Genomic DNA, 18,651 nt, shown 5'->3' with positions numbered 1-18,651 from the left:
GATATTTCATGAATTCAGTTGAACAAAAGCCGATATGCTCACGGTTTGTCAAACCCGAAAAACTGGCAGATTTACGTACTAAACAAGAAATCGAGGTGATGAACGGCAGACCCTGGACACGAGAGCTGCCTCCTCCGCCGGTATTACCGCCTTATGGACCTCTGGAGAAAATCAGTGGGCGGCTGGAATCCTTCAGCAGTGAATACTTTAGAGAGTACTTTGATGTAAAAGCCTACAGGACCAGCAGTCTGCCGGAGATATCCGATGGTCAGCGTGGCGCTGCTGCGGCGGCGGCAATCGCTGCAGGGAGCCCCGGCGTTGGGGCTGTAATCATGGCCGAGAGCGAATCTTCGAATGATTCAGCGGAGTACGTCCAGGGGATGATTAATGGCAGGCCGTTTCGCGGTTGGGTCGGAATAACCCGGCTTAAAGCAGGCGATGATGTTGATATGGTGGTTGAGTGGCAGCACGACCATTATGAGGTGTATGCCATTGCGCTACCAGAGGAGAGAATAGTTTCAATTTGTCCAAAATGCGATATGGGCCATATGGCTCATTTCCTTTATCGCTTAAGGAATATGTTTTTTTTGACCATGATGTTAATAATGATGTTTATTATTGTATGCCTGATAAAATCAGTGACTGGAGCTGGTTGGGGAAGTGTCGAGTTCTGGAAATATTTTGGGTTTCCTATTTTTATATTTTCATGTGGAAGTTTTGTTGTTTCAGGATTAATTGCATTTTCTGCTTATAAAGCTTGTGCGCCAACGCGTTGTAAATTGGCAGAGGAAATATTTTATCTATTGGGTATGAAAAAAATAGAGAGAGTTAACCTTAATAAAATCACAAAAGACTACGAGCAATATCTTATCGCTAAAGGTAAATGTCATGTCCATGGTGATAAAAATAAACCTGCTTGTCCCAGTTCGAAATTCATCTATTCTATGGAGTATTGGTTTTATTATTAGTTCTTTTTTACAAAATGTGGTGCTTGAATGTTAATTGGCTAGGTAAAATAATTTACGGTATCGTACTACAGACATGAATTTATTCTGAACTGGATATCGGATGGTAAGCTTCAAAACCAGTCTTTGGCACGGCTCCATTCAATAGAATGCATGGCAGAGCAGGACACGGACCTGGAAGCAGCAATTAAGGATATTTCATGAATTCAGTTGAACAAAAGCCGATATGCTCACGGTTTGTCAAACCCGAAAAACTGGCAGATTTACGTACTAAACAAGAAATCGAGGTGATGAACGGCAGACCCTGGACACGAGAGTTGCCTCCTCCGCCGGTATTACCGCCTTATGGGCCTCTGGAGAAAATTAGTGGGCGGCTGGAATCCTTCAGCAGTGAATACTTTAGAGAGTACTTTGACGTAAAAGCCTACAGGACCAGCAGTCTGCCGGAGATATCCGATGGTCAGCGTGGCGCGGCGGCGGCAATCGCTGCAGGGAGCCCCGGCGTTGGGGTTGTAATCATGGCCGAGAGCGAATCTTCGAATGATTCAGCGGAGTACGTCCAGGGGATGATTAATGGCAGGCCGTTTCGCGGTTGGGTCGGAATAACCCGGCTTAAAGCAGGCGATGATGTTGATATGGTGGTTGAGTGGCAGCATGACCATTATGAGGTGTATGCCATTGCGCTGCCAGAGGAGAGAATAGTTTCAATTTGTCCAAAATGCGATATGGGTCATATGGCTCATATGCTTTGGCGGATCAAAAATATGATTGTACTAACGGTCATAATAATTACTGTGATTATGGTTATGCTTCTGATTAGAGATATAATAAATGGCTATGCAGTGATTTATTATTGGGAGAGATATGCGGGCCCGATATATATGTTTTGGGGTGGTGCTTTGGGTGTCGCAGGCTTAATTGCTTTCTTCGCTTACAAGGCCTGCGCCCCTACCCGTTGCAAATTGACAGAGGAAATATGTCATTTGTTAGGGGTGAAAAACGTTGCAGCAACTAATCTAAATAAAACAACAAAAGAACGAGAGCAACAGTTGAAAGATAAAGGTATGTGGCATGAGCCTGGTGATAAGAATAAGCCTGCATGCCCTAGTTCTAAGTTAATTTTCTCAGGTGAGAGCTGGTTTTACTATTAAAAATAGTGCATTTGTGGGACCTGGCTTAATTGATGATGTTTTTGTAATGCTGTAGGTGTTAGCAAGCTATGGCAGATAACTTCAGGTTGGCTTGATGGGGTTTATTATGGAAAGTGAATCTTTTTACGATCTAAAAGAAAAAATCACTAATGCAGCATTTGGAAAAAGTGGAGAATGTTTTCTTTTAATAGATGCATCTTTAGCGCAATATCAATCAGATACATCTCTGCATGATGTGCTGAAAGACTATAAATCATATCCTGTTATATTCCATCAGGATGAACTCCTTGGCGCTTTACCGCTTTTCATTTTTCCTCTTCATGCAATGGATGAAATAGATGGAAAGTTATTTGAAAATAGTATTCAGCATGCGTTAAATGAGTTGAAAGCTGAGCGGCTTGATGCAGGCGAAGGACGCAGTGTCTGTGCGTGGATCTCGACGGAATTAACAGGGGAACAGCTTGCCGAACAAATCGCTTTGTCTGCTGTTCAGTCGATTCAATCTGTTGGTGATATACTGCTGCGTTTTTTCGACCCCTCTGTATTTGGGCCGTTAATGCCTGTTCTCGATAGCTGGCAAAAACAACAACTGCTAAGCAACATTAATACATGGACTTTCATCGATGGGGATGGTGTTGTGCAGGTAGTGAATGGCGACAGTGAGTGCAAGAAAAAATTGAACTACTCACTTGGACTAACCGAGCTAAATTTATCAGAAATGAGTCGGGTGTTGGTTGTCAATAAAATTTTGCGCGTATACAGAAAAATAAATTCGGATGATAAGCTCAGTGAGCGTGAAGTGGTAGAGTTATTGCATCCTGCACTGAAGTATTATTATTCATCTTTCACCCCATCCGATAATGATGCTGTAGAATTTGGCCTTGATGTGCTGAAAGTTCAACGCCTATTTTATCAAAATGGGGTGCTTGATAAATACATATCTAACAATCGTAACAAAAATCTTCAGTCATACTCAGATGTGAAATCCAGAATTGATAGACAGATATATTAAGAAATGGTGCTTTAGCTTAATGGAAGTGTGCCATTGATAATGATGGAGAGTGATATGAGTTGGCCGGTGCAAATAATTCCTCCTGGTGATAAGATTCCCTCCATAAAATGGAAGCGGTGGTTTTATTTTTTTATCTGTTTTTTAATGGTAATGATTGTGGCTTGGGGGAGTGTTAAAATCATTGCGCCCGCCGAAGAGCATAATTTTTCAAAAACATTCACTATGTTGTTCTTTATATGGTTGTTTGTCTACTCTGTTATTCTTTCCATTAGAACTTATTACTATGGTGTTTGTTTGTCGGCATACGAAGCAAGAGAGCAGGAGGCTATGTTGACAAGGCAGGGTTGGACGGAATGGGCTAGTCGAAAGTTTTATGTTCCTGCTTATAAGTTATTTCTCCCTTCTGTCATATCACAATCTGATATAGCGACCTCTCATTTCGTTGAAATATATAGCGAGCAGCAATTAAAATTACGTGGCCATAATGGGGATGCTTACACAGAAGAACAATTAATTTATGAGCTATTAGCGTCCGTCAGAGCGCAACTGATAAACTTGAAGAAAACATGCGTATTTGACGTAATATTCACCTATGGTAGTGGCTATGCTACGTTCTCAACATTCAAAGAATGTTGGACTGCAATCGGTTTTTCAGATGACTGCCTTGGTAATTGTTTTTATTGGAACGATATATTAGAGCCAGAATTCGACTCGCTATCTAATATTGAGGCTGGCAGAGTGTCGATAATAATATCTGCAAACATTGAAAGTATTGAGAGATATTGCTCAGACTCAACCGAGTTTGCTTCAATTTTGTTGGTGGCGCACCGAGAAATACTGGCAAAGAACGAAAGTGGTGGCGTGGCATTGCGAACGATGGCATGCGACAAAGATTCAATGAAACAAGAGGTTATTCAAATGATGACTTACCAGCCGGATGTATTTAAGTCGTCAAAGGTACTTTTTAGCAATATGAGTGTGAATGATGCTTTAGATGTTTCGGAGGTGCTAAGAACGTTAAGCTTATCCATGGATATCAAGTGGGAGTATGAGACTCAGCATTTAAATTTAATACTGGGTAAGTTAAGCGATACTCATTTTTGGTTGGTGTTTGCACTGGCTCTCTTCATATCTGAAACAAACAATGAGCCGGTTTTGATAGTCGCCAGCGTTGGTGATGACTATGTGTTTAATGTCATTGGACCGTTTGATAATAGCAGGGAGCTTTAAATTGAGAACCTCAGCAAAATGGAGAGTCATCGGACTTGTATCCTGTCTTATTATTTTTGGCGTGCTGATTTTTATTGGATGCTACTACTATGGGGATACCTTTGGGTGGGCATCACCTAAAGAAAAAGTGAGTCTTTGGTTCTTATGCATGTTTTTGTTCTCCGTGTTCCTGATGTTAATGAATTTCGGAGTGTGGTTCTACCAAAGGGAGCCTCGTTTTCAGCCTAATAAAATAGGTGGGGCAGGCGCAGCTAACTTCCATGGTAAAGATAAAAAGTCCAACAAAAAAGATCCTTTAAAAGCCCACCTCCGCCGCCGCTATGGCATCTTCTGGCGAAACAAAACCCGCCTGCTGTTAGTGACCGGCGAAGAGACAGCCATTGAACAGCTGGTTCCTGGCTTACAAAGCAGTCAATGGCTGGAAGGTGACCGTACGGTATTGATTTACGGCGGCAGTCTGACTGTTGAGCCCGATAAGGAAAAATACTCTGCGCTGCGTAAATTGCGGCGTGGACGCCCGCTGGACGGCATTGTCCGGGTGATCAGCGAAGAGCAGAATCTCACGCCTCAGGTGAGCGACAACGATTTGCGCGGGCTGGAGAAAATCAGCGAAGCATTACGTTACTCTGCGCCCGTCTGGCTGTGGCAACTTTGTGGCAGTGAGTGGTCTCAGTCTGGGCGTGAAGCACAGTCTGTGGGTATCACTCTGCCGTTACGGGCGCTGCCGGATTCCGTGTCAACACAGCTCAGAACGCTACTTCCGCAACTACGGGAACAGGGGATTTCTCAGATTGCTGAGAAGCGTCAGTTCGATTTTCTGTTGCGTCTTGCTCAGCAACTTGAGCAGGGGGAAAGCAAGCTCTGGGCATCCCGCCTGATGCCATGGTTATACGGTTCTCAACAGCGCGTCCCGCTGCGGGGGCTGATGTTCAGTCAGATCAATAAGCCAGAACTGTTCAGCGATGAGACTGAAAAAGAAACGGCGTATCTGCAGCCTTTACACCAACACGCACTGACTTTGCCGGCCACCTGGCTTGGGGTTACTGAAGATTGCACTCGTGTTCGTGGCCGCCGTGTTGGCATGGCCTGGGAACAGATTTTGGCCTGGTGCCTCATGGCTGTAGTGGGGTTGTGGGGCGCTGGTCTGCTGCTCTCTTTTGCTCTGAATTACGGCCAGATTTCTTCGGTGGCGGGTAAAGCTCGCGCCCTGGTGAATCACCCGTCCGTTTCTGACTACCAGCTTACGGCGTTGCATGAACTGCGAAACGCCGCGGGTCGCTTGCAGCATAACGTCCAGGAAGGGACTCCGTGGTATCAGCGTTTTGGCCTTGACCATAATCAGCAATTGCTTAGCGCAATGTTGCCCTGGTACGGCGTGGCGAATAATCGTTTGATTCGTGATCCGGCCAGTGAAGCTCTGATGCAAAAGCTCACTGCGTTGGCAAATTCAGCCCCGAACAGCGATCAGCGCACGCAACTGGCGAAACCAGGTTACGACCAGTTGAAAGCCTGGTTGATGATGGCCCATCCGGACAAAGTGGATGGCGCGTTTTATGCCCAAACCATGAAAACGGTGCAGCCAATACGCATGGGGATTTCTACCGGTCTCTGGCAGAGTCTTTCACCAGATTTATGGGCGTTCTCTATTTCTGAACTGCCGCAACAGCCACAGTGGAAAATTACTCCAGACCCGTCGCTGGTCAGCCAGAGTCGACAGGTTCTCTTGCAGCAGATTGGCCGCCGCAACGCGGAAAGCACCCTCTATGAGAACATGCTCAAATCCGTGCGCCGCAACTTTGCTGATGTCTCACTGGAAGACATGACGGGTGGCACAGATGCCCGGCGCCTGTTCAATACCGATGAAGTCGTGCCCGGTATGTTTACCCGTCAGGCCTGGGAAGGCGGCATTCAGCAGGCGATTGATAAAGCGGCAAATTCACGTCGGGATGAGATTGACTGGGTGCTCAGTGACAGCCGCAAGGCGGTGTCAGTCGACCTCTCACCGGAAGCGCTAAAGGAACGTCTGACACAGCGTTACTTTACTGATTTTGCGGGTAGCTGGCTGAGCTTCCTCAATAGCCTGTCCTGGAACCCGGCTTACAACATTGCGGATGTGACGGACCAACTGACATTGATGAGCGATGTTCGTCAGTCGCCGCTCATTGCCTTGATGAATACGCTCGCCTGGCAAGGGCAGACCGGCCAGCAAAGCGAAGGTATTTCCGATTCACTTATCAAGTCAGCGAAAAACCTGATCGGCAACAAAGATAAACTCGCTATCGATCAGAGCGCTGCAGGTCCACAGGGGCCGCTCGATGATTCATTTGGGCCGATCCTGACGCTGATGGGCAAAAACAATGCCAGCAATGTTATGTCAGCTGACAGCACCTTGAGTTTGCAGACGTATCTGACCCGAATTACCCGCGTCCGTTTGCGCCTGCAACAGGTGGCAAGTGCCTCTGATCCGCAAGAGATGATGCAAACGCTGGCGCAAACCGTGTTTCAGGGGAAAAGCGTTGATCTCACCGATACCCAGCAGTACGGCAGTCTGGTTGCGGCGAGCCTCGGTGAAGAATGGAGCGGTTTTGGCCGTACCATGTTCGTGCAGCCGCTGACCCAGGCCTGGGAAACGGTTTTGCAGCCGTCTGCCGCCAGCCTGAACGATCGCTGGAGTCGTTCGGTGGTTGCCAACTGGCGCACCGCCTTTGATGGCCGCTTCCCCTTTGCTGTAAGCAAAAGCGATGTTTCATTGCCTATGTTGGCCGAGTTTATCCGCAAAGATACGGGCCGTATCGACAGATTCCTGACGACTGAACTGAGCGGTGTGCTGCACAAAGAGGGGAGTCAGTGGGTGCCAGACAATACACACAGCCAGGGATTGACGTTTAATCCAGCCTTTCTCCGCGCGGTTAACCAACTGAGTCAACTGTCGGACATTCTGTTTACCGACGGCAGCCAGGGGATCAGTTTTGAGCTGCAGGCACGCCCGGCACCGCAGGTGGTAGATACGCAGTTAACGATTGACGGGCAGCAACTCCATTACTTCAATCAGATGGCGGACTGGCAGTCCTTCCGCTGGCCGGGTGATACCTACAAACCAGGCACGATGCTGACCTGGACCTCGACCAACGCAGGTGCACGTCTGTTTGGTGATTACGGAGGAACCTGGGGCTTTATTCGCTGGCTGGATCAGGGCAAGCGACAGCAGCTCGACCGTAGCCAGTGGATGATGAGTTTTACCGCCCCTGATGGACGCACGTTGCAGTGGGTTCTGCGATCTCAACTGGGTAGTGGGCCGTTAGCCCTGCTGGAATTACGTAACTTCAGTCTCCCGGCACAGATATTCAGTGTCGATGCTTCTGCTACGGCACAGGCTCTGGCTGGCGGCGATCACTTAGCCATGGATGGAATGGAATAATGGCAACACTACAAAGCGTGCTTCTCGCCTGTGGATCTGATGAAGAAACCCTACTGAATCAGGCTCGAATTCGCAGCGCTGAATGGGAAAGTTGGCTGTTGCCGATTACAGGGCAAGAACCCGCCGGGGAAGATCCTGGTTATGACGATGATTTCCAGCGCATCCGTGAGGAGGTCAACAAGCTTTCCGGCATTGATACTGGCCTGATTTGCCAGTTGGCTGAAAAGCTGTTGACCCACACCTGCAAAGATCTGCGGGTGATCACTTTTTATGTCTGGGCGCGTCTTCATCAGGACGGAGAGACGGGTTTTGCGCAGGGCGTTGAGCTTCTCGCGGCCATGCTTGAACGGTTTGGTAGCCAACTGCACCCTCAGCGTGACCGCAGCCGTAAAACTGCCCTTGAATGGCTTGGCAGCAATCGTGTCACAGACAGCCTGTCTCTGTACCCTGAAGTCGATATGTCCATCATGCAACGTATTGCCGCGGTGCTGTTGCTGGCGGAACAGTCGTTTTTGTTATTCAGCGAAGACGCCCGTCCGGATCTCGGCGCGTTGTATCTGGCTCTGGATAATCGGCTGGTACAAAGCGGGGGAGCCAATAGCATGGTGCCGCAGACCAGCCGTGAAGAAAGCTCTTCAGCTGCGGCAGCGCCTTCTGCACCTGTGATGAACGCAGTCACTTCAGGGCGTGATTTGCTCGATCAGGCCAAAGTGCTGGCTAAATACCTGCGCGATCAACCTGGTGGCTGGCTTGCGGGGCATCATCTGTTGAAAAGCGTCCGCTGGGATACGTTGACGGAGTTACCGCCTCTGGATGCCTCAGGACGTACCCGGCTCGTCCCGCCAAAGCCTGACAATAAAGCTCATCTCAAACGGCTTTACCTGCAAAAAAGCTGGTCTGAACTGCTGGAACATACTGACACATTGTTGGCGCAGGGCGTGAATCATCTGTGGCTGGATGTGCAGTGGTACGCCTGGCAGGCGCTGGTGAAACTGGATAGCGACAGCATACGCGCAGATATCCTTTGTCGAGACTTACAAGGCTTACTGGCCCGTCTTCCGGGGTTAGAAGCGCTGGCTTTTAATGACGGAACTCCCTTTGCCGATGAAGTCACCACCAACTGGATTAACGAAAGCGTGCTGGATGACATGCCAGGCTGGAAAGATGAGCCCGTTACGTCGACGGCAGCCAGCGGTGATGATGTGTTAACGCTGGAACCTGAAGTACTGGCTAAAGCCGACAATGAGGGCGTTGAAGCTGCGCTCAATTGGTTGCAGATACAACCGGGCTACAGTTCCTGTCGGGACAAATGGCTGATGCGCCTGCTGATGGCCCGAGTCAGTGAGCAGTACGGCAAGAATGAAATGGCACTGCATCTGCTGGGAGAACTCGACAGTAGCGCTCAATCGTTGACGCTTCAGCAATGGGTGCCAGAGCTCATGTTTGAAGTCAAAGCCCGCCGGCTCAAGTTGCTGCGTGGTAAAGCCGGACGCAATGAGGCAGATAAAATCCGCCTGCAACCTGAAATGGACTCATTGCTCTCCGGGCTAATCTCTTTGGATCCTGCTCGTGCCGCGGTGCTGTGCAGTTAACTCCCAGACTATAAAGATTATAAATATGGACGATTTAACCCTGCGTTATTATGACGCTGAAATGCGCTACCTGCTTGAGGCGGGTGAAGAGTTTGCCCGTGCTCACCCCGAGCAGGCAGCAATGCTCAATCTCGATAAAGCGGGGGCGCGCGACCCTTACGTGGAGCGGCTGTTCGAGGGCTTTGCCTTCCTGATGGGCCGGCTGCGCGAAAAGCTCGATGACGACCTGCCTGAGCTGACCGAAGGGCTGGTCAGCCTGCTGTGGCCGCATTACCTGCGTACCATTCCTTCTATGTCGGTGGTCGAGTTCACCCCTGACTGGCGCGAAATGAAAGAGCAGATGCGCATCGCCAAAGGCTTCGAGGTCAATTCCCGGCCGATTGGTGAAAAAGGAACGCGTTGCCGGTACACCACCACAAAAGAGATTCATCTCCAGCCGCTATCGCTGGATTCAGCTCACTTGACCACCGACTCTGATGGTCGTTCGGTTGTAAAGCTTCGCTTCAACTGTAGCGATTTGGCTGACTGGAGCCGTATCGATCTTAGTTGTATATCTCTGTATTTCAACGCCGATGCCCCGTTGGCTTGCGCAATGCACGAAGCCTTCACGATGAATGTGGCTCGCATGTGGTTACGGATGCCGGGGGATGTGGACAGAAGGCCATTTGATGGGCACTTTACCGCGCAAGGCTTTGGCGATGACGATACGCTGTGGCCGAAGGGCAACAGCAGTTTCAGTGGCTATCAGTTGCTGCTGGAATATTTTACCTTCCGTGAGAAGTTCATGTTCACCGGCTTGCGTGGTCTGGAGACGGTAGCCTTCCCTGCGGAGATCCCCTGGTTTGAAATCGACGTGGTACTGGCGGAGCGCTGGGAGCATGACTTCAGCTTTACCGAAAAGCATTTGCGCCTGAACTGCGTGCCGGTGATTAACCTGTTCCCGCTGGAATCTGACCCGCTGACGCTCAACTCCCTGCAGACCGAATACATGCTGCGCCCGATGCGCGTGCAGGATGGCCATACGGAGATATACGCGGTGGATTCGGTGATGTCATCGAGCCAGCACACCTACGTGCCGTTTTCGAGTTTCCGCCACAAAGGTGGAATGATGCGTCATGAAGCGCCGGAATATTACTACCACACCCGCGTGCGCCGTGGCCCGTCCGGGCTGCATAACACCTGGCTTATTCTTGGTGGCGAAGCGTTCGATAATCACACGGTGCCAGAGGATGAAAGCCTTTCATTAACCCTCACCGGAACCAATGGACAATTACCACGACGCGCCCTGCAAAGTACGGTGCTTGATACGGTGATGAAAACCACCTCAGCCAGTATTGCCGTACGTAATCTGTGTGCCCCAACGTTGCCTTGTTATCCACCCGATCAGGATCGTTTTCACTGGCGAGTGCTGAGCCATCTCGGCAGTGGTTTCCTGTCGATGATGGATAACGCCGAAGTACTGCGCGGTACGCTGGCACTGTATGAATGGACGCACAGTGAGATGAACCGCCGCCGTCTGGAAGCCATCATCGATGTGAAACACAGTGAAGCAGAACGCTTCGAACAAGGGTATCTGGTGCGTGGTGTGCAGATAGAAGTCACGCTCGATAGCCACGGCTTTGCCGGGCGGGGTGATATCTGTTTGTTTGGTGAGATGCTGAGCCGCTTCTTCGCGCTCTACACCGACATCTACCTGTTTAACCGTCTGGTTATCATTTTGCAACCCACTGGAGAACGCCTGGAATGGGAAGAGAAGCACAATCGCCGCATTCCCGGCTGAGTCCGCGGCTGGAAGCCGACCTTCATCGTATAAATTTTTATCGCTTTTGCCAGCTGCTGGAAAAACGTCAACCAGGTAAGCCGTTGATGGGCTCGACCAGCCATCCTTCCGACGATCCGGTAAGGTTCAGCCCGCATCCAGGAATGGGGTTTCCGGCCAGTGAGCTAAGAGCCGTTGAATACGATGAAGAGGATGAGAGAAAACCACCGGTTATTCGTACCACTTTTTTGGGAATGTACGGGGTTGATTCTCCGCTGCCGACGGCCTATCTCGATGATATTGCCCAGCGCAGGGAAGGTCATGAGGCGCTGCAGGGCTTCCTCGATATCTTCAGTCACCGCATTCTGACGCAGTTTTACCGTATCTGGCGCAAATACTCTTATCCGGCGACGTTTGAACCCGGAGGAACAGACAGTATTTCTCAATCACTGCTGGGATTGGTGGGATTGGGTATTCCCGGCACAGCAGAACACATCGCCACCCCAGTATCACGTTTTCTGGCATTGCTGGGCGTACTTCGTCAGCCAGGTAAAACCCAGGAAGGGATGCAGGCATTGGTCAGTTTGCTGGCACCGGACACGACGGTAAAGGTGAGTCCGTACTGTTTGCGGCCCATTGAAATTAGCCAGCCTCTAGGATTCTACGGTGATGAAGATTTTCTTCTGGATGGCAACACGCCTCTCGGCGATGAAGCGATGGATGCCAATAGCCAACTGCTCATTGCCTTGAAGACAGATAACGATCAAGAAGCGAAGGGCTGGAAGCCAGACGGTAAGCTCTACCAGGATTTTCTGGTGATGCTTCGGGTTTATCTGGGTTGGCGATTCAAGGCAAAGATGACGCTGACGGTCAGCACTCGCTTGCTGACAGTGCCTCCTCTGGGAGAGGGGCCTTTCTGGCTGGGCATGAATGGCGTGTTAGGTGCAGAAGAAGAGAATCCCTCAGACGATATTCCACAGACTTTTACCACGGAACTGGGCTATTACAGTGGCCTGCAGCCTGCAAAAATACAACAAGGAAACCGACGTGTTACGTATAAGTTTGACTAAATCCGCACGCTGGCTGCTGCCAGTCATCGCCCTCAACCTGGCAGGCTGTGGGCTGACGCAGAGCGTTGCCGACGGGAGCAAGTCGGCATTCAACGCTGTTTTTTACAAGAAGATTAAAGTGCTTCATCTGGATTTTACCGCCCGTGAAGCACTGAATACCGATGCCCGAGAGAGTAATTCGTTGTCCGAGCCGGTGGTGGTGCGTGTTTATCAATTAAAAGACCGCAAAACCTTCGATAAGACCGTCTATCAACAATTGCTCAAAGACGGTGAGACCTACCTTAAAGCGGATTTACTGGCTAGCCGTGATGTTGTTGTGAAACCAGGTGGTGACGCCACTCTTGATATGCCAATGGAGACAGAAGCTCAGTTTGTGGCTGTCATCGGTTTGTTCCGCCATCCGGATATGGTGAATAACACCTGGAAGATGGTTATCCACCGTGAGGACCTCGATCCTGATAAACCGCGCATCCTGGAGGCCGGAAACAACCATCTGACGCTACAGCCCCTTAAGGACGACTGATGCCACAGGGACACAACACCCCCTCACTCTACGAAATCCTCTACGGTAATTTCACCGGTGGTCTCGACCTGCATCAGGTTAACGAGCAGAACCAGGTGATTTTGTCGGTGCTGGATAACATGCAGCGCATTCTGAACTGTCGCGCGGGCACGCTGGCGCATCTGCCGGATTACGGTTTGCCGGACATGACCAAAATCCTGCAAGGCATGCCGGGTACCGCGCATCAGTTGATGAATACGCTGTCTTTGGTGCTGCTTAAGTATGAGCCGCGTCTGAAAAGTATCTCGGTGGTGCTGCTGGAGCAGGAAATCCCCGGTGAGCTGTGTTATGCCATTGATGCTGAATTAAAAGGGATCGGCCTGGTGCGCTATGGCACAGATTTTATGCCAGAAGGACGCGTGCTTATCCGTCACCTGAAACAGCAAAACTACCTCGATAAGCAGACGTCACTTTGACGTTGGCGAGGTCAAGCGATGAGGATGTCTCCGCCAAATGGGCGGAGGGGATGAACCAGTATCAGCGTCGCGCTGATTTGATCCCGAATCTGGTCTCCACGGTGAAAGGCTATGCTGCGCACGAAGAGAGCGTCTTTGGGGGATGATTTTTTTCTGAATCTTCCGGGCGCTGGTAAGCATTCGACTAAACACATCAAGTCAGGTCGTTAAGAACGCACAACGCAGGTAAACATGACAGCAAAAGCGCAGTTTCTAAAAAAGCTCCAGGAGCAAAAATCCAGAAAAGGAGCATCGACAGGCAGTAACCAGGCAGATATAACGGAGTTTCGCCAGCGTATCGGCGAGCTTCAGGAAAATATGGAAGCCTGGTTGGCGGGTACCGGGATTGGCATTGAAAGTACAGCGGTGTCATTAATTGAATATTTGATTGGCGGGAAAGCATTTAATGTTCCTGGCATTCTGCTTCGTTATGAAAATAAAACGGTGGAGTTTACGCCGGTGTTTTTATACGGGCAGGGCGTGACAGGTTGCATGGAGGTCATCTTCTGTGCAGACAGAAACAGCACCTCAGCTTATCGACTGTTTATGCGTTCAAGTGAAAATACTCGCTGGACGTGGGGCCCGACGGGACCTGGCTGGATGCCACGTTGTGAATTTAACGAGGATGTATTTTTTGACATGGTAAGCCGCTTGCTCTCATAACAGGCGGGTTTTCGTCGAAAAATAAAGTTTGCTGCCTATGGTTTTTTTCTTCTTTTATCTTGGTCTGCTGTTGTGGTTATTCACCCTGCTGGCCTGGGTTCTGTTTCAGCCTTATATAGCCGGAATGCTCGCTATTTTATCGGCTGGAGCGTTTATTGTTCATGGTACAAAAAGGATACCGTCACTGATGTTTGGAAAAAATATGACGAAGAAAGAGAATATCACGCTTAATTCTGCGACAAGTGTCGATCCGACTCAGGGCACCGTGATTGCTCAGGGCGTTATTTTTGAAGGGAATATCACCACCACCGGGCAGGTTTTTATTTACGGCCAGGTGAACGGCAACATTCATGCGAAAGACGGGCAAATTACCGTCATGCGGGATGGTCTGGTCACCGGGAATGTGGCATCGCCAGTTTTGGTGGTAGACGGCACCCTCGACGGTGAATGCAGTGCAGAAAGCGTTGAGGTTTGCGAGCACGGGCGAATTGAGGGCAAGTTGCGCTATGTCACCTTGTCGGTCGCTCAGGGCGGCGTGCTGGTAGGACAAATGGAGCATTGTGCGGATATGCAGGCCAGTAATGTGGTTGATTTTTCGCATGATCAGGAAGACAACCAGACGGTAGCGTCGGCCTGAAACGCATCCTGCGCTACTCTCTCCTCTCTCATTTCCAGGACATGACTATGCATGATGTACAACCTCGTCCCGTTAAAACGGGCAGCGATCCTCGTTCGTTAGCCGATTTTATTGCCTTGCGTGAAGAGATGAGCAAGTTGACACATCCGGCCCGCCCGGATGTGAACTGGAAGCTCGTTGAAACGCTTTCTCTTTCGCTGTTTGAGCTGAACGGCGTCGAGCTTCAGACCGGGGCGTGGTATACCCTCGCGCGCAGCCATCTGGCGCGCGTTCAGGGCATGAATGAAGGGCTGGCCATTCTGAACGCGTTACTGAGCCATCAGTGGGCGCAGCTTTGGCCGCAAACCGTGCACGCCCGGGCGGAAATTCTGAATGGTCTGTTCCAGCGGCTGCAGAAAATATTCCGGACTTTCTCTCTCAGTCACAGTGACTTACCATCGCTGGATCAGGCTGAAAAACTGTTGGTCTCACTGGATGAGATCCTGACTCGCCAGGCGTTAAAACATGCCTGTCCGGCGACAGCACTGGCGCAGCAAGTGCGCAGCGCCTTGACCCGGCTGGAAAACAGCTCACCGCAGGACGCGAACACTCCCGCAGTAACGCTTCCGCCTCAGGCACTGGCTTCTGTGCCCGCCGATGACTCAGTGCCGCCGGTTAGCCGCCTGGTGTATGTCATTCGCCCAGAGCCGGAAGTGAGTGTTGAAGTGGTGCATGAAACGCTGCCACCGCCAAAGCGTTGGCCGGTATTTCTGGCAGGCGTTTGCTCCGCGCTGGTGGTGGGCGCGATTGCGCTGTGGGGCTGGCAATATGTGAATCGTGTCGATACGGCATCACAGGCTTTAACCGCCTCCGTTGCGCCATTGCCGCAAGCGCTGACAGGTGAACAGGTGCAAACGCTGAGCCAGGCAAAGGAAAACACTGTCGACCAGTCAAAATGGCTGGCGAGCGCCACGCAACAGCTGGAATCCTTATCTGCGCTTTCACCCGATTGGGCCTTTCAGTATGGCAATGCCTTGCTGAAGCAGGCGAACACCCTCTGGCCTGAAAGCCCGGAAGTGGCGGAAATGCAGAAGCAATGGCAGCAGAGGCAAGCAGTGAATGCACTGCCAGAGGTCACCTTAAACGGCTGGCACAATGGCATGCAGCAGTTGCAGACGCTGGTGGATAAACTCAATGCGCTGGACGGGCAGAAAGGCAAATACATCACCGTCAGCGAGCTGAAATCAAGCGTTTACGAAATGATGAACAGCTTCCGTCAAACGGTCCCTCTTGAAGAACAGCTCCGTGTCCTCCAAAACCAATCCAGTGATGAAGCCGTGGCAACGCATCAGCAAGTACAACAGCATTTAAAAGGATTGATTCAGACCTGGTCGAATCAAACGCAGCAGTCAGATAAGTAATTTATTTTCTTTTAACGTTTTCGTGAATGGTCCCGACAGGGGCCATTTTTTTGGCTGCAATCACCTACAACGCGATAGAGCTGATGATTACTCAACCACCACTTTCACCTTCGGTTTAGACAGCAGGATTTTGACCAGCTCAGGAAGCGGAACGGGTTTGAAAAAGTAGTATCCCTGGAGAAAAGTGATGTTATTTCTATTGAGATAGTCGAGCTGCTCTTTTGTTTCCACACCTTCAGCGACGATGCTTATTGAAAGTTTACGTGCGAGGTCCAAAACGGAATCAAGAATTCGGGTAGAGTCCTCGTGGGCATTCACCCGGGCGACAAAACTTTGGTCAATTTTGATGTAGTCGATATGCAAATCCTGTAAATAAGACAGCCCTGAATAACCGGTGCCAAAGTCATCCAGCGCGATGGTAAAGCCATTGTTATGCAGAACATTTAGGGTATTAACAAGATGCTCATCGACATCCAGAGGTTCGCGTTCCGTGACTTCTATAACCAGGTTTAAATCTTGTCGGCTAAAACTGCGCTTATAGCTGAGGCATTCCTCCACGAAGGTAGGGGAGGTGATATGCGACGCGCTGAAATTAATGCCCACATGAAAACCTTCCGGCAACTTACTGGCAATGGCATTCATGTTTTTGACCACCTGAGCCATCAGGTTTTGCGTTAATGGCACGATTAATCCGGTTTTCTCCGCCACCGGAATAAAGACCGCAGGAGAAATATACCCTCCGCCAGGAACCTTCCACCTTGCCAGCACTTCAACCCCACGCAGTGTCCCTTCTTTACCGTTTACGACGGGCTGATAAAAAGGGACGATCTCATTTCTGGCAATCGCTCTTCGCAGCGCTTCATCCGGTAAGGTATTTTTGTTCAGATACTTATAAAGGATGCAACCCGCGACGCAGGACGTCAGCAGTAAAAAAAGCAATATGCTCCCGCCCTTGTTAATGAGCCTCGCCAGGCTAATCATCGGTGGAATGTTGTATTCAATACTGTAGGGATAGTTTGTCGCCACAGCGCGGCCAGAAAAATGCTGTGTATCGTCTAACGCCGAAACCCCGCCAGTTACCCCTATCACGCTATTTCCCACTTTTAAGACATAGGAGACATCTTTCAGCGGAATGTTCAGGGCATCACGTATATGCTGGTCACTCATGGACACCACAATGCGGCTATCCGCAAAATTGGTCTGATAAATAAGAACGGGAAGGCCGTTCACCGTACCGTCGGCAGGAACGAGTAATAAAGGCTCATTCGGTAAAGCGGTGACGTTGACCAGCAAAACGCGGTTGCCAGGCAGAGAAGAGCACTGAACCGTATCTTGTTTAAGGATCATGATCGTCCTCAGATGGGGCTGCAAAGCAGCTTCGGTGCCGAGTCGATACTGCTCTTCCAAACCACAGCCTTGTTGCGCAATATCCATCGCCGACCGAGTGGCGCGGTGGGCCTCATCCAGAATGACATTCATGTTCTTTATGGCATAGCGAGCACCCGCAAGACTGTCTGCGCGCGCAGAATACCAGAGCTGCGTATTCAGAATAAAAACGCCCAACATAAACATGGCTACGGCTACGAGGACGGGCATAAGTGCATTGCGCATTTACAGATCCTGAGGATGAAGCGCCGGTAACAAGGGTTGATTTGAGAATTACAAAAAGCATGGCCGACAAAATAAAAAATAACCATAGTTCTGGTAGCAATTCTTCCAGATTGGCTTAGGCGGGGGAGGTTACGGCGGATTATCGAACCCATTTCGATGAAGAGTCCGGATCGCACAAAAGCAAAACCGAGACTGTAAACAAAATCACGCCTGCTCACTCCCACATAAATCCACTCATTGTTGGCCCTTCACACCCGCATCCCTTACTATATCCCACAGGAAATTATTGTCGGGAAACCATGAGCATGCAGCAAACTACCCTTGCCGAATCCGTCACGCAACATCTCGCCAGCCGTATCCTGCACGGCGACCTCCATCCGGGGCTTTCGCTGCCGGGCGAGAATGAGCTGGCGGGCGAGTACGGTGTCTCCCGCACCTCTGTGCGCAATGCGCTACAGTTTCTTGCCGCTAAAGGGCTCATCACTATCCAGCCCAAAAAGCGCACAATGGTTAACCACCGTGAGATGTGGAATCTGCTGGATGCCGACGTACTTAACTGGCTGGCTGAGGGGGAAGTCGGGCCGGAACTCGTCGAGCAGCTTATGGTGACCCGCCTTATTTTCGAACCGAATGTCGCCACGCTGGCGGCACTGAATGCCACAGGCCACGATCTGGCCGCCCTCGAAGATGCCCTGGGTTTGATGCGGCAGGGGCAAACCGAAGCTGAACGGGCGCTGTTTGAAGAAGGCGACCTCGCATTCCATCAGGCGCTGCTACGCGCGACCCACAATCCGTTCCTGCTGGCGCTGGGAAATGCTCTGTCTGCCGCCATGGTGCTGTCATTCCGTCAGACGCTGGAAAAGGACGTCCGCGAAACTTATCCCGCCGTGGATGATCATTTTTTACTGTTTGAAAACATTCGCTTAAAGCGCCCTGATGCCGCCCGCCAGCAGATGCGAGCCATCCTTATCAATGCCGCTCGTAAGCACATCTGGAAAGAACTCCCGGAACACCTCCACCTCTTCGCCTGATCCCTCCTTAGAATAATTTCGATCCGCCTCACAGATCGTGGGGATTTTTTGCTCTAACATTCTTGTATTACAAGATTTAAATGGTTGTATTACCT

15 protein-coding genes and 1 pseudogene are annotated in these 18,651 nt (G+C 50.3%); 15 read left to right on the top strand and 1 reads right to left on the bottom strand.

The genetic code is table 11. The annotated features are described in order from the left end of the window. Nucleotides 1-8: 8 nt before the first annotated feature. The 14 genes and pseudogenes from ACLW56_RS20325 to ACLW56_RS20260 all read left to right on the top strand — a co-directional run bounded on the left by ACLW56_RS20325 (nt 9) and on the right by ACLW56_RS20260 (nt 15,914). A complete protein-coding gene (locus ACLW56_RS20325) occupies nt 9-968 on the top strand; it encodes a putative type VI secretion system effector (protein WP_330985518.1) in 960 nt (319 codons plus the stop codon). A gap of 197 nt (nt 969-1,165) precedes the next feature. After that, the gene (locus tag ACLW56_RS20320) at nt 1,166-2,116 is read left to right on the top strand and encodes a putative type VI secretion system effector (protein ID WP_330985517.1); all 951 of its coding nucleotides are present in this window, start codon (nt 1,166-1,168) and stop codon (nt 2,114-2,116) included. Nucleotides 2,117-2,222: 106 nt separating this feature from the next. Beyond that, nucleotides 2,223-3,128, top strand: coding sequence for a hypothetical protein (locus ACLW56_RS20315; protein WP_330985516.1), 906 nt, complete (start codon nt 2,223-2,225; stop codon nt 3,126-3,128). A 54-nt stretch (nt 3,129-3,182) separates the two neighbouring features. Beyond that, nucleotides 3,183-4,358 (top strand): hypothetical protein, encoded by a 1,176-nt coding sequence (locus tag ACLW56_RS20310; protein ID WP_330985515.1) that lies wholly within the window; start codon nt 3,183-3,185, stop codon nt 4,356-4,358. A gap of 148 nt (nt 4,359-4,506) precedes the next feature. Beyond that, the gene (locus tag ACLW56_RS20305; protein ID WP_330985514.1) at nt 4,507-7,776 is read left to right on the top strand and encodes an ImcF-related family protein; all 3,270 of its coding nucleotides are present in this window, start codon (nt 4,507-4,509) and stop codon (nt 7,774-7,776) included. Beyond that, nucleotides 7,776-9,368 carry a type VI secretion system protein TssA gene (gene tssA / locus ACLW56_RS20300; protein WP_330985513.1) on the top strand — a complete coding sequence of 531 codons (1,593 nt, stop codon included), beginning with the start codon at nt 7,776-7,778 and terminating at the stop codon, nt 9,366-9,368. The genes ACLW56_RS20305 and tssA overlap by 1 nt, the downstream gene beginning before the upstream one ends. A gap of 25 nt (nt 9,369-9,393) precedes the next feature. Beyond that, nucleotides 9,394-11,148 (top strand): type VI secretion system baseplate subunit TssF, encoded by a 1,755-nt coding sequence (tssF, locus tag ACLW56_RS20295; RefSeq protein WP_330985512.1) that lies wholly within the window; start codon nt 9,394-9,396, stop codon nt 11,146-11,148. Beyond that, entirely contained in the window at nt 11,112-12,197 is a 1,086-nt protein-coding gene (tssG, locus tag ACLW56_RS20290) for a type VI secretion system baseplate subunit TssG (RefSeq protein ID WP_330985511.1), read from the top strand. Before tssF ends, tssG begins: the two co-directional genes overlap by 37 nt. Then, nucleotides 12,175-12,720, top strand: coding sequence for a type VI secretion system lipoprotein TssJ (tssJ, locus tag ACLW56_RS20285; protein ID WP_330985510.1), 546 nt, complete (start codon nt 12,175-12,177; stop codon nt 12,718-12,720). The genes tssG and tssJ overlap by 23 nt, the downstream gene beginning before the upstream one ends. After that, nucleotides 12,720-13,175 (top strand): type VI secretion system baseplate subunit TssE, encoded by a 456-nt coding sequence (gene tssE, locus ACLW56_RS20280; protein ID WP_330985509.1) that lies wholly within the window; start codon nt 12,720-12,722, stop codon nt 13,173-13,175. The genes tssJ and tssE overlap by 1 nt, the downstream gene beginning before the upstream one ends. Next, a pseudogene (locus tag ACLW56_RS20275) lies at nt 13,172-13,309 on the top strand (LemA family protein); the annotation flags it as partial. The gene tssE and the pseudogene ACLW56_RS20275, both read left to right, overlap by 4 nt. A 97-nt stretch (nt 13,310-13,406) precedes the next feature. Continuing rightward, on the top strand, nt 13,407-13,877 hold the full coding sequence (locus tag ACLW56_RS20270; protein WP_330985508.1) for a hypothetical protein: 471 nt from the start codon (nt 13,407-13,409) through the stop codon (nt 13,875-13,877). Nucleotides 13,878-14,064: 187 nt separating this feature from the next. Next, entirely contained in the window at nt 14,065-14,514 is a 450-nt protein-coding gene (locus ACLW56_RS20265; RefSeq protein ID WP_330985507.1) for a bactofilin family protein, read from the top strand. Nucleotides 14,515-14,561: 47 nt separating this feature from the next. After that, nucleotides 14,562-15,914, top strand: a complete 1,353-nt coding sequence (locus ACLW56_RS20260; protein ID WP_330985506.1) for a VasL domain-containing protein — start codon at nt 14,562-14,564, stop codon at nt 15,912-15,914. Between the two features lie 87 nt (nt 15,915-16,001). Here ACLW56_RS20260 and ACLW56_RS20255 read toward each other — a convergent pair whose 3' ends face one another. Next, nucleotides 16,002-17,525 (bottom strand): EAL domain-containing protein, encoded by a 1,524-nt coding sequence (locus ACLW56_RS20255; protein WP_330985505.1) that lies wholly within the window; start codon nt 17,523-17,525, stop codon nt 16,002-16,004. Between the two features lie 305 nt (nt 17,526-17,830). Between ACLW56_RS20255 and ACLW56_RS20250 the strand changes: the two genes are divergently transcribed. After that, nucleotides 17,831-18,556 carry a FadR/GntR family transcriptional regulator gene (locus ACLW56_RS20250; protein WP_330985504.1) on the top strand — a complete coding sequence of 242 codons (726 nt, stop codon included), beginning with the start codon at nt 17,831-17,833 and terminating at the stop codon, nt 18,554-18,556. Nucleotides 18,557-18,651 lie beyond the last annotated feature (95 nt).

It is taken from the genome of Pantoea sp. sgz302252 (assembly GCF_047713085.1).
In the GTDB taxonomy this organism is placed as follows: domain Bacteria; phylum Pseudomonadota; class Gammaproteobacteria; order Enterobacterales; family Enterobacteriaceae; genus Scandinavium.
The sequence above is the reverse complement of the archived record's forward strand: the minus strand, read 5'-3'. Positions and strand labels throughout refer to the sequence as shown.